Origin of the sequence: Arsenophonus sp. PmNCSU2021_1, from assembly GCF_036919435.1 — a bacterium.
Lineage (GTDB): Bacteria > Pseudomonadota > Gammaproteobacteria > Enterobacterales > Enterobacteriaceae > Arsenophonus > Arsenophonus nilaparvatae.
The window spans coordinates 165,792-179,730 of sequence record NZ_JAZHPL010000003.1; the positions used below are offsets into that span (position 1 = coordinate 165,792).

At 34.6% G+C, this 13,939-nt stretch carries 12 protein-coding genes and 3 pseudogenes; 11 read left to right on the plus strand and 4 right to left on the minus strand.

All coding sequences use genetic code 11. From position 1 onward, the window contains the following. Positions 1 to 2: 2 nt before the first annotated feature. Positions 3 to 224 (minus strand): DUF2594 family protein, encoded by a 222-nt coding sequence (locus V3224_RS03190; protein ID WP_334468475.1) that lies wholly within the window; start codon positions 222 to 224, stop codon positions 3 to 5. A gap of 348 nt (positions 225 to 572) precedes the next feature. Between V3224_RS03190 and V3224_RS03195 the strand changes: the two genes are divergently transcribed. From V3224_RS03195 to V3224_RS03215, 5 genes and pseudogenes are all read left to right on the plus strand, one after another. Next, positions 573 to 1,001, plus strand: coding sequence for a universal stress protein (locus V3224_RS03195; RefSeq protein ID WP_334468477.1), 429 nt, complete (start codon positions 573 to 575; stop codon positions 999 to 1,001). A gap of 140 nt (positions 1,002 to 1,141) precedes the next feature. After that, positions 1,142 to 1,579: a universal stress protein gene (locus tag V3224_RS03200; protein WP_334468479.1), complete on the plus strand. Its 438-nt coding sequence runs from the start codon at positions 1,142 to 1,144 to the stop codon at positions 1,577 to 1,579. Between the two features lie 244 nt (positions 1,580 to 1,823). Beyond that, positions 1,824 to 2,612 carry a threonine/serine ThrE exporter family protein gene (locus V3224_RS03205; RefSeq protein ID WP_334468756.1) on the plus strand — a complete coding sequence of 263 codons (789 nt, stop codon included), beginning with the start codon at positions 1,824 to 1,826 and terminating at the stop codon, positions 2,610 to 2,612. Further along, on the plus strand, positions 2,603 to 3,073 hold the full coding sequence (locus tag V3224_RS03210) for a threonine/serine exporter (RefSeq protein ID WP_334468481.1): 471 nt from the start codon (positions 2,603 to 2,605) through the stop codon (positions 3,071 to 3,073). Before V3224_RS03205 ends, V3224_RS03210 begins: the two co-directional genes overlap by 10 nt. 430 nt (positions 3,074 to 3,503) lie before the next feature. Further along, positions 3,504 to 4,085: pseudogene (locus V3224_RS03215) on the plus strand (endonuclease); the annotation flags it as partial. Between the two features lie 34 nt (positions 4,086 to 4,119). On the opposite strand, the pseudogene V3224_RS03220 reads toward V3224_RS03215, so the two are convergent. Continuing rightward, positions 4,120 to 5,197, minus strand: a pseudogene (locus V3224_RS03220) (IS256 family transposase). Positions 5,198 to 5,222: 25 nt separating this feature from the next. Here V3224_RS03220 and V3224_RS03225 point away from each other — a divergent pair. The 6 genes and pseudogenes from V3224_RS03225 (at position 5,223) to V3224_RS03250 (ending at position 11,640) form a co-directional block, all read left to right on the plus strand. Next, on the plus strand, positions 5,223 to 5,681 hold the full coding sequence (locus tag V3224_RS03225) for a hypothetical protein (RefSeq protein ID WP_334468483.1): 459 nt from the start codon (positions 5,223 to 5,225) through the stop codon (positions 5,679 to 5,681). Positions 5,682 to 6,247: 566 nt separating this feature from the next. Further along, positions 6,248 to 7,453, plus strand: coding sequence for a hypothetical protein (locus tag V3224_RS03230; protein WP_334468485.1), 1,206 nt, complete (start codon positions 6,248 to 6,250; stop codon positions 7,451 to 7,453). An 842-nt stretch (positions 7,454 to 8,295) separates the two neighbouring features. Next, on the plus strand, positions 8,296 to 8,526 hold the full coding sequence (locus V3224_RS03235) for an enterotoxin A family protein (RefSeq protein WP_334468487.1): 231 nt from the start codon (positions 8,296 to 8,298) through the stop codon (positions 8,524 to 8,526). A 100-nt stretch (positions 8,527 to 8,626) separates the two neighbouring features. Next, positions 8,627 to 9,499 (plus strand): IS982 family transposase, encoded by an 873-nt coding sequence (locus V3224_RS03240; protein WP_334467716.1) that lies wholly within the window; start codon positions 8,627 to 8,629, stop codon positions 9,497 to 9,499. Between the two features lie 109 nt (positions 9,500 to 9,608). After that, entirely contained in the window at positions 9,609 to 10,040 is a 432-nt protein-coding gene (locus tag V3224_RS03245) for an enterotoxin A family protein (protein ID WP_334468489.1), read from the plus strand. Between the two features lie 625 nt (positions 10,041 to 10,665). Beyond that, positions 10,666 to 11,640 (plus strand): annotated as a pseudogene (locus V3224_RS03250) (IS701 family transposase). A gap of 352 nt (positions 11,641 to 11,992) precedes the next feature. On the opposite strand, the gene V3224_RS03255 reads toward V3224_RS03250, so the two are convergent. Both V3224_RS03255 and fbaB read right to left on the minus strand, forming a co-directional pair. Next, positions 11,993 to 12,217: a hypothetical protein gene (locus V3224_RS03255; RefSeq protein ID WP_032114875.1), complete on the minus strand. Its 225-nt coding sequence runs from the start codon at positions 12,215 to 12,217 to the stop codon at positions 11,993 to 11,995. Positions 12,218 to 12,605: 388 nt separating this feature from the next. After that, positions 12,606 to 13,655: a class I fructose-bisphosphate aldolase gene (gene fbaB / locus V3224_RS03260; protein ID WP_334468495.1), complete on the minus strand. Its 1,050-nt coding sequence runs from the start codon at positions 13,653 to 13,655 to the stop codon at positions 12,606 to 12,608. Between the last annotated feature and the right edge of the window lie 284 nt (positions 13,656 to 13,939).

Here is a 13,939-nt window from a genome sequence, read left to right on the forward strand (position 1 = left end):
TATTAACTTCGATAGGCTGTTTTGATTTGTTCGATTATTCGTTGAAAAACTTCTGCTTGTTTAGGATCTTGCATAGCAAGAATTTCTTTTTCCATATTGAGTATAGCTCTTCCCGCATCGGCTTGATTTAGCGCTTTTAATATATAGGTTATAAAAGTTTTCAAGCAACTAATTTCAATAGCAATGGTTTCCGTATCCGGTCTACTCGAGCAATCATTTGTCATTTTTTTGCCTCAATGAATTAAAAAATAAAGCAATAATTAATTTGGCGTATTTTACACAGTTGTGGAATTTTATATACGTCTTTATACAACTTTTTTAATTTAAATAATGTATTTAATATTATATTAACTATTTGATTTTAGTTTCTATAATATCTTGTGATTGCAATTATGTCGGACCTTTAAATGGCGAAGAATGGTAATCGAAAACAGGGTTGCTGTTAGGTGCAGCGATTGTTGCCATTTAGGTAAAAATATTTAATTTATCCATGTAAAGATATTCACAATTATTTTATCACTTTTATCTTATACTTTAAAAGTTGGAATAAAAATTTTCAGATGGAGGTGTGTATGTATAAAGTTATTTTAGTAGCTGTTGATATTGCTCAAGAAGAACTAACGAGTAAAGCTATACGACAGGCTGTACAGTTTGCTAAAGTTTCAGGAGCTAAACTAAATTTTATTCATGTATTGCCTATCTCATCGGCAATCATAAATGCTTATGCTTTGGGATATATGGAAATAAAAGATCGTGCCACCCTAAAAGCAGAGGATGATATGCAAAACCTACTTGAACCGATCGATCTACCCGCTGATCGCCTGGGCTATACTATTGCTTTTGGTTCTCCGCGTGATGAAATTGTCAGTCGAGCGGAAGAAATTAACGCTGATATCATCATTCTTGGTTCAAGAAGTCCCAATATAACAACTCATCTGTTAGGTTCGACACCAGCGGGTGTTGTACGTTATGCAAAAACCTCTGTACTGGTGGTGAGATAATAATCAATCATCAAAATTACAAGTTAATTATTTATTATTTTAACAGCTAATTTGATCAATTTTATGGCTTTAGTGTGCAGTATTTTATATTAATGATAAAGGAAACTAAGATTTAGTGCTTATCGTTTGAAGGAGTAAATATGTATAAAATAATTCTCGTTCCAATTGATATCTCAGAAAAAGAACTAATAAAAAAAGCACTCAAACATGCGCTTTATATTGCTAGATTATCTGATGCTAAATTGCATTTCTTGCATGTTGCCCCTGATATGTCTCGTTATTCAATGAGTTATAGTTATCATTATGATTTATTAGCTAATTTTGCCAAGAAAACGATCGAAAGTTCAGAAAAACAATTAAAACAAATAGTTAAGCATATTGACTACCCTAAAGAAAAAATTTCTTACTCGGTGGAGATGGGGTCACCTAGAGATAAAGTTTTATCAGAAGCAGAAAAAATAGGTGCTGATTTGATAGTAGTTGGCTCCCGTCGACCAAATATTGCCAGGCATTTGCTAGGTTCGAATGTTTCGGCTATTGTTTCTAATGCCCCGATTTCGATATTGATAGTTCGGTAGCTAATATTATTATAATGCAAAAAATTAGTTAATTTACCTGCTTTTTAGTTAAGTTAATTATAGTAAATGAAAAAAATCGTAGTAATTATTCGTTGTTGTAAATTAGATTATTTATGAAGAGTATTGCTAATTTTGATCTAAAAAGAGCGCTATTAATTATGTTGTCTGCTATTGAGCAATAACTTAATTGTTATTATTACTATTAATAAAATTCTGCAGGTTTATAGGCTACAAAATCGAATATATTGAATCTAATTATCATACTGAAACAGAAAGGCAGAGAAAAATTACTCGCCTTTGTATTCAATGCGCTCAGCTCCTTTTTCAACATGGCGCTGAAAGTATGTTAGTGGAACAATTATCAACCCGATTAGGTATTGCCTTAGGCGTGGATCAAGTTGATAGCGCAATATCTTCTAATGCGATTGTTTTAACAACTGTAATTAACGGTCGCTGTATGACGTCAACTCGTAAAAATATTGATCATGGTATAAATATGCATGTGGTAACTAAGGTTCAGCATACGGTGATATTGGCTGAATATAAATTGTTAGATTGCGATAAGGTTCAGCAGCGTCTGGCTGAAATAAAACCACTACGTTATCCTCGTTGGTTACTAGTGCTTATGATCGGATTATCCTGTGGCTGTTTTTGTAAGCTGAATGGGGGTGGCTGGGATGGCTGTTTTGTCACTTTTATTGCCAGCGGTTGTGCAATGTACATTCGACAAATTCTTACAGCCCAATATATGAATCCATTGATTAATTTTTGTATTACCGCCTTTGTGGCTACTACAGTATCTGGTTTTGTATTAAATATTCCTTATTTTTCCAATGCATCGACGATTTCAATGGCAGCCAGTGTTTTACTGTTAGTTCCTAGATTTCCATTAATTAATTCTGTGGCAGATATGTTTAAAGGTCATATTAATACTGGATTAGCGCGTTGGGCAATGGCGAGTTTGCTGACATTAGCGACTTGTATCGGTATAACCATGGCTATGGCGGTTTGGGGATTAAGAAATTGGGCATAATATTTTTACTCACCTTAATTGAAAAAATGTTATTAGCTGCCATACCTGCAGCCGGTTTTGCCATGGTCTTTAATGTGCCAGTACGGGCGTTAAAATATTGTGCTTTGCTGGGAGCTATAGGTTATGGTTTTCGTATGATACTGATGGAAATGAGCTTTAGTATTGAATGGGCAAGTTTTTGCGCGGCAATTTTAATTGGCATTATTGGTATTCAATGGTCACGCTGGTGGTTGGCACATCCCAAAGTGTTTACTGTTGCTGCGATTATTCCTATGTTTCCAGGTATAAGTGCTTATATAGCGATGATATCGTTAGTAAAAATTGCTCATTTGGGCTATAACGCTGAGTTACTTGAGACATTAGTAACACATTTCATTAAAACCTTATGTATTGTCGGTGCTTTATCGGTTGGTTTATCTATTTCTGGACTATGGTTATATCGTAAGCGTCCACGAGTTTAATCTTGTATTGAATTTAAGGTAATATCAAATTGTTGCTCACCGGATATTATAATTTGAATATTAAGTTCTTCTTCTGAATATTTAGTAATAATGACCTTAACATCATTTTCTTGAGCATGTTTTTTTTGTCACATCAATTAATTCTTCTTTTAAATGTTTTATTAATGCATTCATTTTATTTCCTAAATGAAAATTAAATTTTATTTTTAAATAACCTATTTTAAATAGTTAGTTATATTTTTATACAAAAAAAGATAAGGTTTTTATAGATATTCATCATATAAAATAAGAAAATAAAATTAAACTTTTTCATACAGTTGTCGATAATAATGAAAAAATTATATGACTAAAATAGTCGATTTATTTATTAATTTTAACCAGGATGTTAATTTTGAAATTAATACATTTTTTAACGGTAATAATTACCGTGATGGTAGTTTTTTGTGCGCCATTTAATTTATTAGCAACACCGATTAGTTTTGATGAAGCAAAAAAATTGCCCGTAATGAAATTTATTTTGATCAAACTAGCGGAAATCAAGGAACGCTCTATTGTGGATGTCAATGGCAATGGATGGGTAAAAGTGGTGGTAGGGTAGATTTAACTAGCTGTGGTTATCAAGTAAGAAAACAAATAAATAGAGCACAGCGAATAGAGTGGGAACATATTGTGCCGGCATGGGTATTTGGTCATCAGCGCCAATGTTGGCAAAAAGGGGGACGAAAGAATTGTGTCAAGACAGATCCTGTTTTTCGCGCCATCGAAGCCGATCTGTATAACATTGCGCCTTCTATTGGTGAAGTAAATGGTGATAGAAGCAATTTTAATTATGGTCAACTAGCCTCGTCAGTTTTATCGCCTTATGGCCAATGCCAAAGCCGGGTGGATTTTAAAAATCGTATTTTTGAGCCTAGAAATGAAGTAAAAGGCCAGGTTGCTCGTGTAATGTTCTATATGTATGACCGATATAATCTTATCAAAGCAACAACAACAGCTATTAATGGCCTGGGATGGCCCTGTACACGATTCTGTGTAAATGCCTTTTCTCAGTAGTGACCGTCCAGGCGGTCACCGAACTCGATAATAAAGCGGCTCATCGCCATACGCGAGTCCCTCAGCGGCATTGTCCATTTCTGTGACGCCGCCTGGATTGCCAGCCACACCACCTTTTTCACTGCGTCATCCGTCGGGAACACCTTACGCTTTTTGATGGCATGCCGGATCACGCTGTTCAGCGACTCTATGGCATTCGTTGTGTAGATCACCTTGCGGATGTCTGCCGGGTAAGCGAAGAACGTCGCCAGGTTGGCCCAGTTTGTCTGCCAGCTCCGGCTTATCTGCGGGTAGCGGTTGTCCCATGCGCTGGCGAACGCTTCCAGCGCCTGCTGGCCTGCTTCTGTTGATGGCGTCCGGAAAGCCTTTCAGACCGTCGACACAGGCGATGAGGATATCGTTCAGACCACGGTTTTTTAGTTCTGTCAGCACACTGAGCCAGAACTTCGCGCCCTCGTTTTCGGCCAGCCACATACCCAACAGTTCTTTCTGACCTTCGATGTTGATACCCAGGGCCAGAAACACGGATTTATTGATGACGCGACTGTCCTGCCGGACCTTCAGGACGATACAGTCAAGATAAACAATAGGATAGACTGCATCCAGTGGGCGATTTTGCCATTCGGTAACCTGCTCCATCACGGAATCGGTGACCTTCGAGACCAGCGCCGGTGAGACATCCGCGTCATACAGTTCTTTGAACGCAGCCGCTATCTCGCGGGTGGTCATCCCTTTGGCGTACAACGATAAAATCTGGTTATCCATCCCGGAGATCCGGGTCTGGTTTTTCTTCACCAGTTGCGGTTCGAAAGAACCGTCACGATCGCGCGGAGTGCGTAGTTCCAGAGGACCATCGCCGGTGGTAACGGTCTTTGTGGAATAGCCGTTGCGGGAGTTGGCACCCGGTTTGGGCTGATTTTTATCGTAGCCCAGATGGTGGGACATTTCGGCGTTGAGAGCCGCCTCAACGCTGATTTTCTTCAGCAGACGATCGAACTGGCTGAGATCGTCAGGGGTTTTGAGATTTTTGGCCAATTCATTAGCCAGAGCCTGCAATTGTTTTTCGTCCATAAATTAACCTTCATTTGATGCTGGATTGAACATATCAAAATCAGGCAATTACACAAATTTATGTACAGGCTCAATAAAAGATAGTATTAATTGGGGACCTGACATGCATTGTTTTGATGCCATTCCCCATAAACCATTCCCATGCGCAGTTATGCATCGGGGGGCAGGAAGAGCAGAATCTCATCTCATTTGTTGGTATCCATCTATCGGTGGTGAAATTGTTATAAATGGTCATTATATTTTACAAGATAGCAATTATTATTATAAATGCAGTCCTTATTTTAAGAATACCTTTAGTAAATCTAAGCATCCTGCAGTACAACTAGCTAAATTCATTGTTCCTGAAAGTAATCTTACCCAATATGGCTGGCGAGATGATATTAGTATTCCGTCGTTTAAAGTAACAGATAACTTTGGTAATATGGATCAATTCTCTTTAAAATTTAATGACTCTGATCATTTTGATGTACCAGCCATGGTATAGATTGTTTATAAGTTAGCCATTTACATTGTTATATAAAACCGCTGTTAAACTGGGGTATTAAATCTCCAACTAACTTTTCTATAATTTCATCCGAATGAATATACAGCCTGCTTTATTTCGCTAAATTTCATCAAGTCTATGGTTATTACTAATTCATATCATTAGATCCTTTAACGCTTACACCATTACCGTTCTCAACGGAAACTATTGTTTTAAAGTTAAGGTTGCTTGGTGGTTTGCTTTGTTACAATGGTTTCATTTGTTATGGTACTAGCAGAAGAGGAAATTTAGTTTGGTTGGATGTTATGATAGAGATGCAACCGGTTTCGATGTGGCATCAAAAACAACGTTCATTGAATAAGATTAAATTATTTATCGGTAAGTTTAATAATTAATGCAATCATAGCATTACTTTTGTGAAAATTAGTTTAAATAAGACACAGGATGGTTAAATATAATATTCATTTATTTTAACAAAAACTAACAAGTCTCCCTATCTAAAATTTGATATATTTTATTGCGTAGACAGCAAAGTATATTATTAATAGCGTATAAGGAAACATATTATGAGCGTGTGGGATGATTTTGGTAAATTGGAATTACTTTGGATAAATATTCTTAATTATGACAACGATGGATATAATAACCATAAGTATGCGACTATTTTTGGTAATGGTAAAAATCAGGCCACTATTTATATTAGAATATCTGATAAGAATAAAAAAATATTGATTATTCCAGATGATGAATTACTTAAAGCCGTACATCTCGTACATTATACAGAAGGTAAGCGATTAAATAGACAGGGAGATAATTCTAATTACAAGCCATGGGTTTATACCAATGAAGATTTAGGTTACGCCAAAGTAATATCGACTTCAAATACAGTGAAATCTGAAGTCAGTACCTATGGAGAATATGGGCAAGTAATCAAACTTTACTTACATGCGACAGAACCTAATGAAGGCTTCAAGATCAGTGCGGGCATAGATATTCCGGGTGTAGGTAATTTTAATACCAGTGAGATGGGGACGATCACTCGAAATGGGCCAGAAGGAAAGACGGGTTCAGCATTTAAATATCCACATTTTGTTCATATTAAAGCCATTACGCCAATTGATTATGGTTCAAAATATAATGTCTTAGTAAATAAAGGTAGCAGTGAAATTTCCAATAAAATAAAGATATCTAAAGTGGGAAATGAAAGGCAGTATTTAAAGGATATTTTTTATTTTAATGGCATCAGTAAACGAGAAGATATATCTATTAGGCCCAAAGAAATAAAATCAAACGATAAAAATACTTTTAAGGTAATTAATGTTATCAGAGATAAAAAAGCTAATTTGGATACTGTTAAATTTCTAAATAATAATCTTCCTGACATCATTGTAGGAATGGGGGGAGGATCATTTTTATCATATTTTGTTTTTGTTGCTCCTCAAGACCTGGTTGGTTTGATGCCTGGTAGTTGTATTTATGGGGTCGAAGAATTTACTAATATTGTTTATAAGTATGAGCTGTCACAAAAAGTTACCAATTACGGTGGCTCTGATAGTCCAAATTTAAGTTCTAGTAGCCCAAGTGCGGCAGTCTTCATCTTGCAATGTAATATTCCATTAAGGAATGTTGGAAAATTCAATTGGTATAATCAAAATGAAAATGCGGTTGTTAAAATGGAAGTCATAGATAGTTATGGTAATAGTGGGATTATTACAATCAAATCGCATTATGGAGATTCTTCAATTATTGATATAACTATCAATGAGGAATAAGTTTTAAGAAAGATATTGAAAGGTAAATAATGTTATAATTAATGCTTATTTTAGTTATATCTCATCCAGAATATAAAACCCCTGCTAGACAGGGGCATAATTATAATCAATTTTTTATTTGCTTTTGCGTATTATTTGCTTTTTGTTTAAATTAGGTTGAGTATATATTTGCCTTAACTAATTTTTCTATAATTTCATGACATAATTTAATTAGCATTAACTTTCGCAATATTTTTTCTCGTACAAAAAACGACTGCAAAGATTTAAAAGATAAACTTTCTTGGTAAAAGTTGGCAATCCTTTATATCCATATTTTATTAATAAATTACCGCCATTGGACTCCAGGTTATTTATCTCTTTAAGCCTTATTTTTGATAATTATTCATACTTTTTTATTTCATTATAGAATGATAACTTGTGTATCGTTTAAACAGGAAAAAGCTATTAAGTTTGCAAAATTAACTTTATTAAAATAAAAAACAGTAAAATAAAAGAAAAAATCCTATATTTATTTGTAATAATTTAAAATATATAAGTAAAATTTTTTAATTATTTTTTTGTAACAATAGGTTTTATAAAAAATAATAAATTAAAAAAATGTCATTAAAGCCATTTTTTGATAAAAAATATTAATTCATTTTAATTAGAGGTCTGATTGTTTTTGTGTTAGATATATATTTAAGTAAATTAAAAAAATTATTAATATATGACAATATAAATAATAAGGAGCAAAACATAACATTATTATTAATAACAGAGAATACTTAAATACATCATTACCATACTCATTTTTTAATATAAAAAATTAGTCAGATTTCTTTTATAAAGAATAAGGAAAATAAGTGAAGGGTTACTGTATTTTGCTATGTTTATTAGTGTTTTCACATTGTTCGCTAGCCGATAATTCAGAAAAGGTCTATCGTGCGGCAATGGAACCACCAGAAGATGTAAAACGAGCTGGAGGATTTTATCCAAGAGGAATGGATGGAACTAGGCCAAATCAGCCACCACCAAATATAAATTTATGGGATCATGTCCATGGTGCCGATACAGGTAACCTGAGTTCGGGATAAGAAATAAAGAGAAAGTCTTGATATTCAAATAGTTGAATGAGCCTGTTTTGTTAAAATACTCTAACAGTCTGGTTAAAGAATAGAGCATTGTTAAACAATTATGGAAAATCTTACTGAACTTTATTGCCTGATGGATGATTTTTGCAAAGACTTCGAGCCAAAAATGCATGAATATTTGCTGACTAACGGTACTAAGCGTCGTAGACGGTCTACTCAGCTTTCGTTGGCGGAAATGATGACACTGGTTGTGTTGTTTCATCAACTCCGATTCAGGCAATTCAAGGTATTTTATCTCTATTATGTCCGCTTATATCTCCGGAAGGAATTTCCTAACTTGCCATCCTATTCACGCTGTGTAGAGTTACTTCCGCGTAGTGCCTTAGCGTTAACGGCACTGTTTGAGTCAATTAAGGGAAAATGCACGGGGCTATCGGTTGCCGATTCTACTCCGATAGCGGTGTGTGATAACTTACGGATCCGCAGACATAAAGTCTTCAATGGGATAGCTGAACGGGGAAAAAATTCAACAGGTTGGTTCTTTGGTTTCAAGCTTCATGTAATTATCAATCATTTGGGGGAAATACTCAGTTTTCGACTCACACCAGGAAACACCGATGATCGGAAACCATTGCCTGAGCTGACAAAGGATCTTTCTGGTTGTTTGTACGCAGATAAAGGGTATTTATCGGCTTCACTGAAACAGCAACTCAAAACGATGGGAATTAGCCTTATAACGAATATCAAAAAGAAAATGAAGCCTATTAAACAGACTTGTTTCGACAAAGCCATCTTGCGTCATCGTTCTGTCATTGAAACGGTATTTGATGAGTTAAAAAATCTTTGTCAAATAGAGCATACGCGACATCGCTCTCCGGCTAACTTTGTAGTGAATTTATTAGGCGGACTGGTTGCATATTGTTTAATGCCATCTAAACCAAAGATACCTGTTGCAGGTACGTATCTTCAAGTATAATTGATAATGCTTATCCCGAACTCAGGTTACAGGTATGGCTCGACATGATTCTTGCTATGTATCGAGCACGACTGCATGAGGGTTTGCAATAAACTGGGTTAACGACCATTTGAATCATAACGGTTACGTCTATCATATTAGGGCAACCCCAAACTTTATTGATGTTAACGTAACATTAAGAAATTATTCTTCCCATGCAGAGGAACTTGAAACTGCTGCCTTAGGTATTATTTATTGGAGTCAAATTATTGGTTGGGAGCGAGTCAGAGGTGGTGTCGTTGGCGTTTTCATCGCTAATCCAGACTACAGAGAACGCTTATACAGCAATTTAGCATCATCAGGCCCTCAACCGCAGCTGGCAGGTTTTCCTGATGGTCTCCCTGCATGGGGGATCCAACCGTGGTTTCCTTTTGCTAACTGTGAATTAAAAACTGCTCCTATGTCTTCATGTTACCCTAAGAAAACTGCTCAGGGGTATGGAGAAGCTATGTTCTGGGACTCTTTTAGACAAAAAATTGCCAAATGGTTTGCTGTGATTTAGCAGTAATGGATGATACATATCATAAGGTAGTAGTAATTTATAGAACAAACATATTCAGATGAATATATTCTTATATGGAATAAAGCGTTAATTAATAGATGGCAACGTTTAAATAAATACAAGCTATAAATATAACAAAATATGCAAACAGTAAATTTTTATTTATTAAGCTGTAATAAAAAATGAGTTTATTAGATAGGCGTAAAATAACTGAATTACAATTCTATAAATTTAAGTTATTACTACAATAGACAAAATTTTATTGCAATAAATATTCATTATTTACTAACAATAATTGAAAACTAAATCTAGGGGGCGAAAGCAATATTCTTTATAAAAATTAAAAAACCATCAAGTTTTTTGTGAAAATTATTATTTAATAAAGGAGTTTTTAATGACAAATTTTAAATGTTTTCTGTTTTTTCTTTTTATATTATCTAGTATATCATTTACCACTTATGCTGAAGTAAGTACACAGACAGAATATAAGCTTCAGGGAACGGTTGTCGGTTATGCTGCGGCACAAAATCCTAATAATGTTTTATGTTATATTGCACACGAGTTTCGCAATCTCCAAAAAAGAAGTATAAATTTAAAAACAAGAAAAAATCAGGGTGTTCATATTTTGTCGGGTTATCCATGTATTAAAGATATCTATAAAACATTCTTACAAGTAAGCAGTTTAAGATACTCTGGTTTAGCGTTATCAGAAGTAAGCCCATCGCCTTTATCTCATGACACTGTTAGCCGATGGCTAAAAAGTAGATGTTTTAGACCTAAAGACCTATGGCGATTAGTTGAACCTTCTATAGACAAAAAAAGCCCTTGCGTACTAATTGCCGATGATACATTGATTGCCAAAACACGTAGTAAAAAAATAGTGATGGTCCATTATCAATATTCAGGTAATGAACATGAGGTTATTGCTGGCATAGGTTTAGTTAATTTGCTTTGGCATGATCTGACGAAGGTTGAATCAATTCCTATCAATTATCTTATTTATGATAAAGATTCTGATAGAAAAACAAAAAACACGCACTTTTCCGAAATGCTCACTCTTGCTAAAAAAAGAGGGATCATGCCAGAAGCCGTAGTGATGGATGCTTGGTATTCTAGCCTGGATAACCTGAAATCAATTCGCTCTCATGGTTGGATCTGGGTAACCACGCTGAGGAAAAATAGGATTGTTAACCATAACAAACAACTGAACAAGTTAGACATCTCAGAAGAAGGAACGTCAATACACTTGCGAGGATATGGTTGGGTAACCGTTTTCAAATTTACAGCCAGAAACGGCCGTATTGATTACATAGTAACAAACAAAGAGAATCCCACCCGTCAATACGTCAAATCTATCATGGATGCCCGTTGGTCTGTTGAAGTTTATCATCGAGAAGTTAAACAAAACTGTGGTATTGAACGCTGTCAGGCTCGCACGAGCCGAGCGCAAAGAAATCATATTTTTCTCGCTATTTCTGCGTGGTTTGAATAACATAAACGTCGTATATCTGAAAAAATAACCCTTTATCAACAAAATTGGGACGTAATCAAAAGTGCTATTACTGAGCAAATCCGTGTTTTATTAGCGTACCCAAATTAGTTTTGTGCGAAACTCGTGTTATTGTATAAAAAGGGTAAAATATTGCTAAAACTTATTTGACTAGATGAAATGATCTGTTCTATTTATCAGCTTGATTTAAGTAGCATTACTATTAGGCAGTATCAATTTAATTGATATAAGAAATTGTACATTCATATAATTAATAAAAAATTGAAATATGAAAATAAATTTTATTATTTTAGCTAGTTGATTTACTTTGTTATTGCATTAAAGTAAATAAGAATAATTCTGCTCATGAATATTATTACTAATATCACGATATTGAATTCCGCTATTAATAATAAGCCATTATCTATGTGTAATCTCAAATTTCCTTCATTAACTAAATGTATTAACTTGTTTTTTGTAGCAATTCTTTGATTGTCATTTCAATAGCATGTTTGATTGCAGGATTGCCTTGTATTAGTATGGTACCGTTCTTATATAAATAGATGCTTACTCCCTGCGGTAGTAGATAACAAAAGCAATATCCTTTTGAAATTAATTCTATTTCAACTAAACCACATTTCGTTAAAAAATTAGTAAAAGTATCAAAGCTATATGGGTATTTTAACATTATTTTTACCTCCTAATAAAATAATCTAATTTACAAATAAATTATCATCTTTAAGCAATATTATGATAATAAAATGTTAATTTTATGTATTAACTAAATAATATTTGTTTTTGGCTAGCTAGATCTGTTGATAAACTGTTAATTAGCTGAGCTAGATTATTGTTTACCTAATTCTAACATTATTGTTATTAATTTTATAAGGATCTACTGTAATTAGCTTTTTTTGTTGCATATCGATATTAACTGATAGCGAGAATTTCAATATATGGTATAGATGATTTTATATTATTTAATAAGATAAAAATTATAAACGGTGATAAAAGTAGATGTTTATCACCGTCAACGTTATATTATTAATTCCGTTATTATATTTTTGTAAATAATAAAATTAAGCAATGGTTATTTTTTTATTTAAATAAACATCTTGCACTGCATTAATAAGAGCTATACCTTCTTTCATCGATTTTTTGAACGCTTTTCTACCGAGAATTAATCCCATACCACCAGCACGTTTATTGATCACTGCAGTACGAACTGACTCTTTTAAGTCATTTGAACCAGCAGCACCGCCTGAATTAATTAATCCAGCACGACCCATATAGCAATTTGCTAATTGATATCTAACTAAATCAATCGGATGATCGGTTGTTAATTGGCTATATACCCGCTCATCGGTATAACCAAAACCAACAGCCTTGTAGCCATCATTATTTTCAGCCATTTTTTGTTTAATAATGTCAGCACCAATCGTTGCCGCCAAATGGTTTGCTTGGCCAGTAAGATCGGTACTAGTATGATAATCAGTTTTTCCTTTCTGAAAAGCTGAATTGCGTAAATATGCCCATAGTACTGTCACCATACCCAGTTCGTGGGCACGTTCAAAGGCAGCGGCAATTTCTTCAATCTGACGGCGGGACTCCAATGAACCATAATAAATGGTAGCTCTAACTGCTACCGCTCCCATTTCAAAAGCTTGCTCAACACTGGCATAAAGCGTTTGATCATATTGAGTTGGATAGCTAAGTGTTTCATTGTAATTCAGTTTTACTAAAAAGGGTATTTTGTGTGCATAACGACGTGAAACTGCGGCTAAAACGCCGTAGGTGGAGGCGACACAGTTACAGCCGGCTTCAATAGCCAATTCAACAATATTTTTAGGATCGAAATAAAGTGGATTAGCCGCGAATGAGGCAGCCGCCGAATGTTTTACGCCTTGATCTACTGGAAGAATTGAAAGGTAGTCACTACCTGCGAGTTTGCCGTGATCAAATAGGGTTTGCATCGAGCGTAAAACTGGGTTTGGACGGTTATTATCTATCATAACGCGATCAATAAAATCGGTGCCGGGTAGGTATAATTTTTCTTGGGCGATGGTTTGGCAGCGATGCTGTAATAGATTGTCAGCTTCCGCGCCTAGCAATGTCTCGATATCGGTCATAATTTACTCCCGTTTATTGATGTTGTGATTGATTGTTATCCATTATAGTGTGAAAAACAAGCTCGATTGCTTTAGTTAAGTGAGTTGGATCGCTTCAGTTTAATGTTAGTTTTAGCGTTGGTTATTAAAGTGATGGATACTATTTTATTAACTATTTATGGTTATTTATTAATAATAGTTGCTGATAAGAAGAGTGGAATTTTATCGGCCACAAAAAGAAAAAGCTAACTCAACGCAGATTGAGTTAGCAAAGAAGGTGGTTCCTAGTCTTACTATTAATTTTT

What these genes read in the sequence shown, in the direction of transcription:
- V3224_RS03240 (WP_334467716.1), top strand. Translation starts at nt 8,627, where the DNA reads ATGGAAAATCTTACTGAACTTTATTGCCTGATGGATGATTTTTGCAAA.
- V3224_RS03255 (WP_032114875.1), bottom strand. Translation starts at nt 12,217, where the DNA reads ATGTTAAAATACCCATATAGCTTTGATACTTTTACTAATTTTTTAACG.
- V3224_RS03230 (WP_334468485.1), top strand. Translation starts at nt 6,248, where the DNA reads ATGAGCGTGTGGGATGATTTTGGTAAATTGGAATTACTTTGGATAAAT.
- V3224_RS03200 (WP_334468479.1), top strand. Translation starts at nt 1,142, where the DNA reads ATGTATAAAATAATTCTCGTTCCAATTGATATCTCAGAAAAAGAACTA.
- V3224_RS03195 (WP_334468477.1), top strand. Translation starts at nt 573, where the DNA reads ATGTATAAAGTTATTTTAGTAGCTGTTGATATTGCTCAAGAAGAACTA.
- fbaB (WP_334468495.1), bottom strand. Translation starts at nt 13,655, where the DNA reads ATGACCGATATCGAGACATTGCTAGGCGCGGAAGCTGACAATCTATTA.
- V3224_RS03190 (WP_334468475.1), bottom strand. Translation starts at nt 224, where the DNA reads ATGACAAATGATTGCTCGAGTAGACCGGATACGGAAACCATTGCTATT.